The 9802-nt window shown below is 64.0% G+C and carries 8 protein-coding genes; 1 reads left to right on the top strand and 7 read right to left on the bottom strand.

Features of this window, described 5'->3' with window-relative positions:
• Positions 1-28 precede the first annotated feature (28 nt).
• Positions 29-2626, bottom strand: a complete 2598-nt coding sequence (locus ACR9ZJ_RS17745) for a glycoside hydrolase family 31 protein (RefSeq protein WP_481288509.1) — start codon at positions 2624-2626, stop codon at positions 29-31.
• 57 nt (positions 2627-2683) lie between these two features.
• Complete coding sequence (locus tag ACR9ZJ_RS17750; RefSeq protein ID WP_481282400.1) at positions 2684-3226, bottom strand: hypothetical protein; 543 nt, start codon at positions 3224-3226, stop codon at positions 2684-2686.
• 700 nt (positions 3227-3926) lie between these two features.
• Here ACR9ZJ_RS17750 and ilvA point away from each other — a divergent pair.
• Positions 3927-5462, top strand: a complete 1536-nt coding sequence (gene ilvA, locus ACR9ZJ_RS17755) for a threonine ammonia-lyase, biosynthetic (RefSeq protein WP_481282399.1) — start codon at positions 3927-3929, stop codon at positions 5460-5462.
• 7 nt (positions 5463-5469) lie between these two features.
• On the opposite strand, the gene ACR9ZJ_RS17760 is transcribed toward ilvA, so the two are convergent.
• Genes ACR9ZJ_RS17760 through ACR9ZJ_RS17780 form a run of 5 tightly spaced genes read right to left on the bottom strand, consistent with a single transcriptional unit; the run spans position 5470 to position 9574 of the window.
• Entirely contained in the window at positions 5470-6360 is an 891-nt protein-coding gene (locus tag ACR9ZJ_RS17760; RefSeq protein WP_481282398.1) for a cytochrome c oxidase subunit 3, read from the bottom strand.
• Positions 6361-6395: 35 nt separating this feature from the next.
• A complete protein-coding gene (locus tag ACR9ZJ_RS17765) occupies positions 6396-6521 on the bottom strand; it encodes a hypothetical protein (protein ID WP_481282397.1) in 126 nt (41 codons plus the stop codon).
• 3 nt (positions 6522-6524) lie between these two features.
• Positions 6525-8138, bottom strand: coding sequence for a cytochrome c oxidase subunit I (ctaD, locus tag ACR9ZJ_RS17770; RefSeq protein ID WP_481282396.1), 1614 nt, complete (start codon positions 8136-8138; stop codon positions 6525-6527).
• Between the two features lie 33 nt (positions 8139-8171).
• Complete coding sequence (gene coxB, locus ACR9ZJ_RS17775) at positions 8172-9071, bottom strand: cytochrome c oxidase subunit II (RefSeq protein WP_481282395.1); 900 nt, start codon at positions 9069-9071, stop codon at positions 8172-8174.
• A gap of 20 nt (positions 9072-9091) precedes the next feature.
• On the bottom strand, positions 9092-9574 hold the full coding sequence (locus ACR9ZJ_RS17780) for a DUF2244 domain-containing protein (RefSeq protein WP_481282394.1): 483 nt from the start codon (positions 9572-9574) through the stop codon (positions 9092-9094).
• Between the last annotated feature and the right edge of the window lie 228 nt (positions 9575-9802).

Here is a 9802-nt window from a genome sequence, read left to right on the forward strand (position 1 = left end):
GCAATCGGTGCCGCACCGCGCCGCCGGATCAGCGATCCGTGCCCAGCCGGGCCTTGAACGCCGCACGCATGTCGGCCGGCACGCCACCCTGTTCCAGCGCCTTGTCCAGTTGCGCGTAGCGCTTGCGGAACGCGGCGACTTCCTCGGCGAAGCGCTCCGGGTGGTAGTCGATCAGGAGGTCGGCTTGTGCGGCGAGCGAGACGTCATCGGGTACGCCGTTCACGTCCTGCCAATGCGCTTTCAGCCACGCCACCGCCTTGCGCACGTCACGCATCTGGCCTATCAAGCCATTGACGTCGGGTGCGTTCGCGGGCCACGTCACTTCGACCAGCTGTGCCTTGTCGTAACCGTGCTCGGGCAGGGTCACGTGCAGCGTGAGATCCTCGCCGGTGAGGCGCCAGGTACCGGGCTTCGCGTCGTCGGAGCGGCTGAGCGCCACGCCATCCACCGTGACACTCGCCGGCATCGCCGAGCCCACCACGTCCACGGACCACTGGCGCGACATGGGCATGCCCGCATAGCTACCGGCACGGGGTGCGATCTTCACGCGAAGGGCGTGCTTCGACCACTCGGACGAGAGCGCCGTGCGTGCGAACGCATTGCCACGGTAGGCCTCGTCGTCACCCGCGTCCTCGTATAGTTCCGCCTTGCCGTCGCCACCCGGGTAGACACGCAAGGTACGCGCGCCGCGGTCGTGGGCCACGCTCACCGTCGGATCGGTGTTGGTCGGGACGATGGCGCCCGCGCGCGCGAACACCGGCACCTCGTCCAGGCGATAGCGGCCGCCGAACGTGCGGCCGCCCTTCACGACGCCGCCATCGACGGTGTCGAACCAGTTCCCCGCCGGCAGCCACGTATCGTGCGTGGTGAAGCCGTCGACATCGCCGGCCGCGGTCACCGGCGAGACCAGCAGGTCGTCACCGAACATGTACTCGCCGCTCGCCTTATAGGCCTCGTCGTTGTCCGGCCACGCGTAGTACATCGGGCGCACCAGCGATATGCCCGTGTCGTACGCCTTGCGGCCCATGGTGTAGGTGTAAGGCAGGAACGTGTAGCGCGTAAGCACGGTATCGCGAAGTGCATCGAACTCCGTCGGCGCGAAGCGCCATGGCTCCTTCGTGAGATCGGGATTCTTGGTGGTATGGGTGCGCATGATCGGGCTCCATGCGCCGAACTGCATCCAGCGGATGTAGAGCTCCGGATCGATGCGGCGCGTGGCCGGATCGCTTTCGTCGCGGAAGGTATGACCACCGAGGTCGTGGCTCCAGTAGCCATACAGCACGTTCGATGCGGTGGCCGTGAAGCGCGGCTGGAACGCCAGCGAGCCCCACGAGATGATCGAATCGCCCGAGAAGCCCACCTGGTAACGATGGTTACCGAGGCCGCCCCAGCGGTGGTAGATCAAGGCGCGCTTGTCGCCCTGTTCCTGCATGTGGGTGAAGAACACATGATTGAGCCACCACGTGTTGGACAGGCCCGGCATCGCCTTCGATTCCTTCCACTGCTGCCAGTCCAGCCACCAGAAGCTCACGCCCAAGGCGTGCAGCGGATCGAGCACCGTGCTGAAGTACGCCGCCATGTACGTCGCATCGGCCGCCTCGAACGGCAGCGGCTTCGCCGGGTCGGCCTTCAACGCCGCCATGAAATCCTTATAGGCGTCTTCGTGGGGCAGGATGCCGGACGCCGGATGCAGGTTCAGCGTCGTCTTCAGCCCCTGCTCGCCAAGCCAGCGAAGCAGGCGGCCGGGTTCGGGGAACAGGCTGCGGTTCCACGTATAGCCCGTCCAGCCCATGCTCTGGCCGTTGATGTCCTTCTTCGGATGCACCCACGAAAGACCGTCGGTACGATGCCAGTCCATGTCGATCACGAGGACGTCGAGCGGAATACCATAACGGTTGAAGTGGGCGACGAGATCGCGCAGTTCGTCGTCGCTGTAGTTCCAGTAGCGCGACCACCAGTAACCGAAGGCATAGCGTGGCGGCAGCGGCTCGCGCCCCGCGACGAGGGCGAAGTCACCCAGCGCCGCGATGTAATCGTGGCCGTAACCGAAGAAGGTGTAGTCGATGCAGTCCCGGCAGGCGCGTCGATGCACCCAGGGCAGTTTCTCGTTGCCCAGCACGAAGCTGCCGGTATCGTCGACGAGATGCCAGCCATCGCGCGAGATCAGGCCATCGCCCAGGTCGAGCAACGAGTTGTCCGACGCGTGGCGCTCGCCATCCACCTGGTCGAGCGTGCGCGCGGTGCCGCCGAGGTTGGCGGTTTCCTTCAATCCGAGGTGCCAGTCGATGGCCGGCTTCGTCGTCTTCGACGCGATACCGAGGTTATCAGCCGTGAAGGCGCCCGAGCCTTCCTTGTAGCGCAGCGTGAGCACGTCCGTGCGAATGACCAGCCAACCCTTTTCATGATCGACCCTGGCCTTCACGTCCGGCGCGCTGCCGCGCGTAGCGAAAACCAGCGACGGCGCATCCTCGAACCGAGCGTTCGGCGAATACTCCATGCGGATAACGCGTGGCGTGAGCACCGTGAAGCGGGCTTGCCCGCTGACAACGGGCGCATCGGTGGCGTGCAGCGGCGCGGTGGCGGCACACGCGAACACCGCGAGCGCGACCAGGCGAGACATCTTCATGCGGGGCCTCCCCTTTTCAAGGAGGCCCGAACCTAGCATGAGATCGATTTAACCGGGTTAGCCATCCAGACCTGCGCGAGAATGGCCCTGATTCGACCGCAGATTTAACTGCAACTGAGTCGGCGCGGGGCGCCAATCCTCGGGGAAATAATGGTAAATATCCTTGTCGCCAAATAGGAACTCGACCTTATACACAGGGAAGATCTTTTCCATGTGGAAAGTCAGCGGCATCTCGATCTCACGCAAATGATCCTCGAGTTCACCCCCATTGATCTTCGGAACGTATCCCTTACCCAAGTCAACGATAAGCGACTTTCCATCCTCACTGAAGCGCACCGTCGGGCTGGAAATGATGCCTTGCCCATCCATTCGCTCCTGATTCGAGACGATGTCCTGTGCCATGCCAGTGAGCACCTCCTCGATTTCATCACGCTGGGCCAGCGTCAATGAAGATGGTGCAGGCAACTCGCTTGGGACAGTGCTTATGGTCGGAACGGCAAACGCCATTGGTGCAGCTGCCATGTTGGCGACAATGTTTGCGGTTATTGCGATTATCGCAAACGTGCTGGATCGGCCAGGCCGCCCGAATCGATCGATCATTCACTTTCTCCTTGATATGACGCTCCGCGGCCACCTATTGATGACCGTGCCACTCATGAGGCGATGGCGCGATTGCACTTGCCGTACGAAATTATCGGCGGGAGCAAGACTAGTGACGGAACAGTGGGCCTCGTGACAAGCCGACACGAAAACAGTGCGCGTTAACGGCAACTGCAACGAGTGCAATGACTTGCGTTGCGCATAAATCCAATTCGCCGACTCTCGAATGACACGCGCATCGGTTGGACGAATGCGGCAAAGCGAGAAAATCCTCACTTCAAGGAACTAGCCCGATGTCGGGATCATTCCCAACGGCCGGCGAGGGTAGTTGCCACGCTCACCCACGATCCGCGGCACGGCCCGAAGGGGAGTCGTCGGGTGCCGTTCTCAGAGCGATTCCGCAGGGAGGCGAAGGCCGGACGAGGACTTAGCGAAGAGAACGGCATGCGACGACTCCCCCGCCCCGAGGCGCCAAAGCCACCACGATGGCGAAGCCGAGAACCACGAGCGGTTGACACCAAGCCACCACCGGGCGAGGATCGACCCATGAACCGTCCGTCCGACCTCATTACGCTGATTAGCATCGCCATCGCATCGATGGTGGGTTGAATCACGCGCGCAAGGTGACCGACAACCCGCCCCCAGAGGCGGGTTTTTCATAACCGCCTCCGGCCCACCGCCCGACCGGAGACATGTTTCGATGCAAGCCCCCGCCCCAGACGCCGCCGACTACCTCCGCCGCATCCTCAACGCACGTGTCTACGACGTCGCGCGGCGTACGGAACTGCAGCACGCCACCGTGCTATCCGAGCAACTGGGCCACGACATCCTGCTCAAGCGCGAAGACACCCAGCCAGTGTCGTCGTTCAAGCTGCGCGGCGCGTACAACCGGATCAGCGGCCTTCCCGCCGACGTGCTGGCACGAGGGATCATCACCGCTTCGGCGGGGAATCACGCGCAAGGCGTCGCCTGGTCGGCGGCACAGCTCGGCGCGCCCGCGGTCATCGTCGTGCCGCAGACGGCCCCACGCGTCAAGGTGGACGCCACGCGCCGCTTCGGTGGCCCGACGGTCGAAGTCGTGGAGGCTGGCGAGTCGTACAACGAAGCGTTCGTGCACGCGCTGGCGCTCCAGCGCGACAGGGGCATGACCTTCATTCCCGCCTTCGACGATCCGGATGTGATCGCCGGGCAAGGCACCGTGGCCATGGAAATCCTCGGCCAGCACCAGGGCCACATCGACGCCATCTTCGTGCCCATCGGCGGTGGCAGCCTCGCCGCCGGCGTCGCCGCTTACGTGAAGGCCGTGCGACCGGACATCAGGGTCGTCGGCGTACAGACCCACGATTCCTGCGCGATGGCGCGGTCGATCGAGGCGGGCCATCGCGTCGAACTGCCGGAGGTCGGGCTGTTTTCCGATGGGACGGCCGTGAAGCTGGTCGGCGAGGAAACGTTCCGGTTGTGCAGGGATTACCTGGACGAGGTGATCCTCGTCGATACCGACGAGGTCTGCCTGGCCATCAAGGACATCTACAAGGACACGCGGCGCTTCGTCGAACCGGCGGGCGCCCTGGCCGTGGCCGGAGCGCGCCGATACGCCTCGCAAGCCGGGGCGCGGCGACTCACGCTGGTGGCGATCACCTCGGGCGCCAACCTCAACATCGATCGCATACGCTTCATCGCCGAACGCGCCGCGGTGGGCGAGTCGCGCGAGGCGATCTTCGCCGTCAGCATTCCCGAGGAGCGTGGCAGCTTCCTGCACTTCTGCGAACTGGTGGGCGAGCGCAACGTCACCGAGTTCAACTATCGCCTGGGAACGGACGACAAGGCACGGATCTTCGTGGGCTTGCAGATCGACGACAGGGCCGAGGAGGCGCCCCTGGCCGCGACCTTCGAGGCCGCCGGTTTCTCCGTCGTCAACCTGGGGGGCGACGAACTCGCGACCCAGCACATCCGCCACATGGTCGGCGGCCGCTCGACGGATGCGCAGGGCGAGCGGTTATTCCGCTTCGAATTCCCCGAGCGCCCCGGCGCGCTGATGCGCTTTCTCCGCTCGATGTCGCCGGAGTGGAACATCAGCCTGTTCCACTACCGGAACCAGGGCGCCGATTGCAGCTCCACCCTGGTGGGCATCCAGGCAGGCGCGGACGATGCCGCGCTGACGCGTTTCCTCGACCGGCTCGGCTACCCGTACCGCGAGGAAACCGCCAATCCCGCCTATCGCCTGTTTCTTCGGTGAGCGCCGGTCAGAGCACGTAGACGAAGAGGAACAGCGCCAGCCAGACCACGTCGACGAAATGCCAGTACCACGCGACCGCTTCGAAGCCGAAGTGGTCGTCCTTGGAGAAGTGACCCTTCGCGCAGCGCACCCAGATGATCGCCAGCATGATCGTGCCCAGGGTCACGTGCATGCCGTGGAACCCCGTGAGCATGAAGAACGTGGCGCCGTAGACGCCGCTGCCGAGGGTGAGGTTGAAGTGCTCGTAGGCTTCCGCGTATTCGTGGGCCTGGAACCAGAGGAACAGGCAGCCCAGCAGCACGGTGGCGCCGAGGCCGATCAGCAACGTCTTGCGGTGGCCCGCCTTCAGCGCGTGGTGCGCGATGGTGATGGTCACGCCGGACGACAACAGGATCAGCGTGTTGAGCAGGGGCAGGCCCCACGCCGGGATGGTCTGGAACGAGCCGCCGATCTTCTCCGGGCCACCGCCACCGCTGGCGCCCCACGCGGCTTCATAGCCCTGCCAGATGAACTGGTGGGTGAACACGCCGTGGCCTTCGCCGCCCAGCCAGGGCACCGCGAAGAGGCGCGCGTAGAACAGCGCGCCGAAGAAAGCACCGAAGAACATCACTTCCGAGAAGATGAACCACATCATGCCCATGCGGAACGAGCGGTCCACCTGGCCGTTGTAGTTGCCGGCCAGCGATTCGTTGATCACCGAACGGAACCAGCCGAAGAACATGCCCAGGATCATGGCGATGCCGACCCAGAACAGCGGCTTGCCGAAGCCGCCCTCGCCGGGCTGCGCGTTCAGCCAGTGCGCGGCACCGAACACGGTGACGAACATGGAAACCGCTGCCACGATCGGCCAGTAGCTCTTGCTCGGTACGAAATAGACGTCTTGTTGCTGGTGACCCATGGTGGTTTCCCGTGGATGTCGCTTGTTTTAGCCGGTCAGACCTTCAGCATCTGCACGATCGAGAGCAGGAACACCGCCACGGCGAAACCGCCCGCGATGAGTGCCGTGCGACGGGCGCGCTTGCGGCGCGCCCCGATCTCGATGTCCGTGGTGTCCTGCATCGATCAGTGTTCCGTGTTGCCGTGGGCGAGCTCGTCGTCGTGGATGACCGGCGGCACGTCGAAGGTATGGAACGGTGCCGGCGAAGGCACGGTCCACTCCAGGCCCTTGGCGCCTTCCCACGAGCGATCGGCGGCCTTCTTCTTGGAGAAGAACACGCAGTGGATGATCACGCCCAGGAAGATCAGCTGCGAGGCGCCGAACCAGAAGCCGCCGATCGAGCTGATCATGTTGAAGTTGGCGAAGGCCACGTTGTAGTCGGGAATGCGGCGAGGCATGCCGGCGAGGCCGAGGAAGTGCTGCGGGAAGAACAGCACGTTGACCGAGATCACGCTCGACCAGAAGTGGATCTTGCCCCAGGTCTCGCTGTACATGTTGCCCGACCACTTCGGAATCCAGTAGTACGCGGCGGCCATGATCGAGAACGCGGCGCCGGTCACCAGCACGTAGTGGAAGTGCGCCACGACGAAGTAGGTGTCGTGGTACTGGAAGTCCGCAGGAGCGAGGGCGAGCATGAGGCCCGAGAAACCGCCGATGGTGAACAGGATCACGAAGGCGATCGAGAACAGCATCGGCGTCTCGAAGGTCATCGAGCCGCCCCACATCGTGGAGACCCAGTTGAAGACCTTCACGCCCGTCGGCACCGCGATCAGCATCGTCGCGTACATGAAGAAGATCTCAGCGCCCATCGGCAGGCCCACGGCGAACATGTGGTGCGCCCAGACGATGAACGAGAGGAAGGCGATGGAGGCGATGGCGAACACCATCGCGCGATAACCGAAGATCGGCTTGCGGGCGAAGGTGGGGATGATCTCCGAGATGATCCCGAACGCGGGCAGGATCATGATGTAGACCTCGGGATGCCCGAAGAACCAGAAGATGTGCTGGAACAGCACCGGATCGCCGCCACCGGCGGCATTGAAGAAGTTGGTGTGGAAATACTTGTCGGTCAGCAACATCGTGACCGCGCCCGCCAGCACCGGCATCACCGCGATCAACAGGAATGCCGTGATGAGCCAGCTCCACACGAACACGGGCATCTTCAGCAGGTCCATGCCCGGGGCGCGCATGTTGAGGATGGTCGCGATGATGTTGATCGCACCCATGATCGAGCTGATGCCCATGAGGTGGACGGCGAAGATCGTGTACGCGATGGACTCACCCTGCAACGACAGCGGCGGATACATCGTCCAGCCGCCGGCGGGACCGCCGCCCGGCATGAACAGCGTCGACAGCAACAGGATGAACGCGAACGGCATGATCCAGAAGGACAGGTTGTTCATGCGCGGCAGCGCCATGTCGGGCGCGCCGACCATGAGCGGGATCATCCAGTTCGCCAGGCCCACGAACGAGGGCATGATCGCGCCGAAGATCATCACCAGCGCGTGCATCGTCGTCATTTCATTGAAGAAATACGGCTGCACGAGCTGCATGCCCGGCTTGAACAGTTCCGCGCGGATAACCATCGCGAAAGCGCCGCCGATGAAGAACATCGTCAGCGAGAAGATCAGGTACAGCGTACCGATGTCCTTGTGGTTCGTGGACATCACCCATCGCTGGAAGAACCCCTTCGGGGCCCCATGGTGATCGTGGTGGTCGTGGGTGGCTGCGTGCGCCATGGCCTTGCACCTCTACCTTAAAACGTAAGCGGGTTAACCCTGGGGGGCCGGGGCGGGAGCGTTCTGGGCGGTCTGCGCGGCCTTGCGTACCTTGGCCTCGTCTTCCTGCGTCGCCAGCCACTGTTCGAATTCGGCCTTGGGTACGGCCCTGACCACGATCGGCATGAAGCCGTGGTCCTGGCCGCAGAGCTCGGCGCACTGGCCGCGGTAGACACCCGGCTCCTTGATCTTGGTCCAGGCCGCGTTGGCGATGCCCGGGATCGCGTCCATCTTCCAGCCCAGCGCCGGCACCCACCAGGAGTGGATGACGTCGCCGCCGACGATGATGAAGCGGATCTTGGTGCCGACCGGGACCACGAGGGGCTTGTCCACGTCCAGCAGGTAGGTCTGGTAGCCGTCGACCTGGATTTTGTCCGGATCGAGGTTGGACTTGAGCTGGCGGGTACGGTCGGAGGTTTCTTCCAGCTTCGACATGAAGCCGACCTGGTCGACGCCCTTGCCCTTGTAGTCCACGTAGTCGTAGCGCCACTTCCACTGGTAACCGGTGACCTTGATGGTCATCTCGGAATTCGTGGTGTCGGCGAACGAGGTGAGGCCACCGGTGGCCAGGTGGGCCAGGAAGATCAGGATGATGACCGGGACGACGGTCCAGACCACTTCGAGCTTGGTGCTGTGCGACCACTTCTCGGCCACGGCGCCGCGCGACTTACGGAAGCGGAACATGGCCACGAACATGGCGCCGAAGACGACGATGCCGATGACCACGCAGACCCACAGGGCCACCATGTGCATGGCGTAGGGCGACCACTCCGCGGCGCCCTTGGTCATGTTCAGCTGGTTCGGTTCCGGGTTGGCCCAGGCCGTCCCTCCGAACAGCGCGAAGGCGCCCGCCGCCCACGCCGATACCGATCGTCCGATGCCGCCAGATGTCATGTCTTGCACCTTTGTTGAACCTACCTGCGCCTCTGGCCGGAAACTTCGGACAGCAGCACCATGAGTTTCCTTGACGCTTCGACCCTTTCCTCTTCCCCAAGGAAGGCGCCGATTTCCAGCTCGTTGCCGTGCGACGTGAGCAACAGACGCTTTCGCCCGTCCCCCGGTGCCAGCCCTACCTTCAACCAGTACGTCTGGAACCGGACCGTCCGGTGTCCCGGCACGGCACGAACCTCCAGCGTATCCGGCCCTATCGCGATACGTTCACCCCTGTCGCCGGCCCGCCAGGCCGCGCCAAGCGCGAACCCCACGACGAAGGCCTCCACCAGGGCGAACACGGGAGCGAATACATTCCCCTGCCACGCACCGAGCGACGCCGTCGCCAGGGCCAACACCGCCAGGCCGATGATCAGTCGACGCAGACCGCGCTTGTCCAACGCACGGTTGGGCCGGAGCCACAACACGCGCGGCTGACCCGCGACGGTCGGTCGAAGCACGATCATGGGGACCCGGCGTGCCTGGAACGTTGGGATGATAGGGCGGTATGGATGCCCCGGACAAGTTGCCGCATCTTGAAGGGCACGGCGCCAGCGGAACAAATGGCCCGGCAAAGCCGGTGGGAGCCGAGGTAGGAAGCGCGCTGGCGCTCGATCAGCTCGTGGTGGGAAGCGCGCTGGCGCCGTGCCCTTCAAGATGCGGCAACTTGTCCGGGGCATCCATACCGCCCTATC

It is taken from the genome of Luteibacter sp. KNZ12-1A (assembly GCF_056755675.1).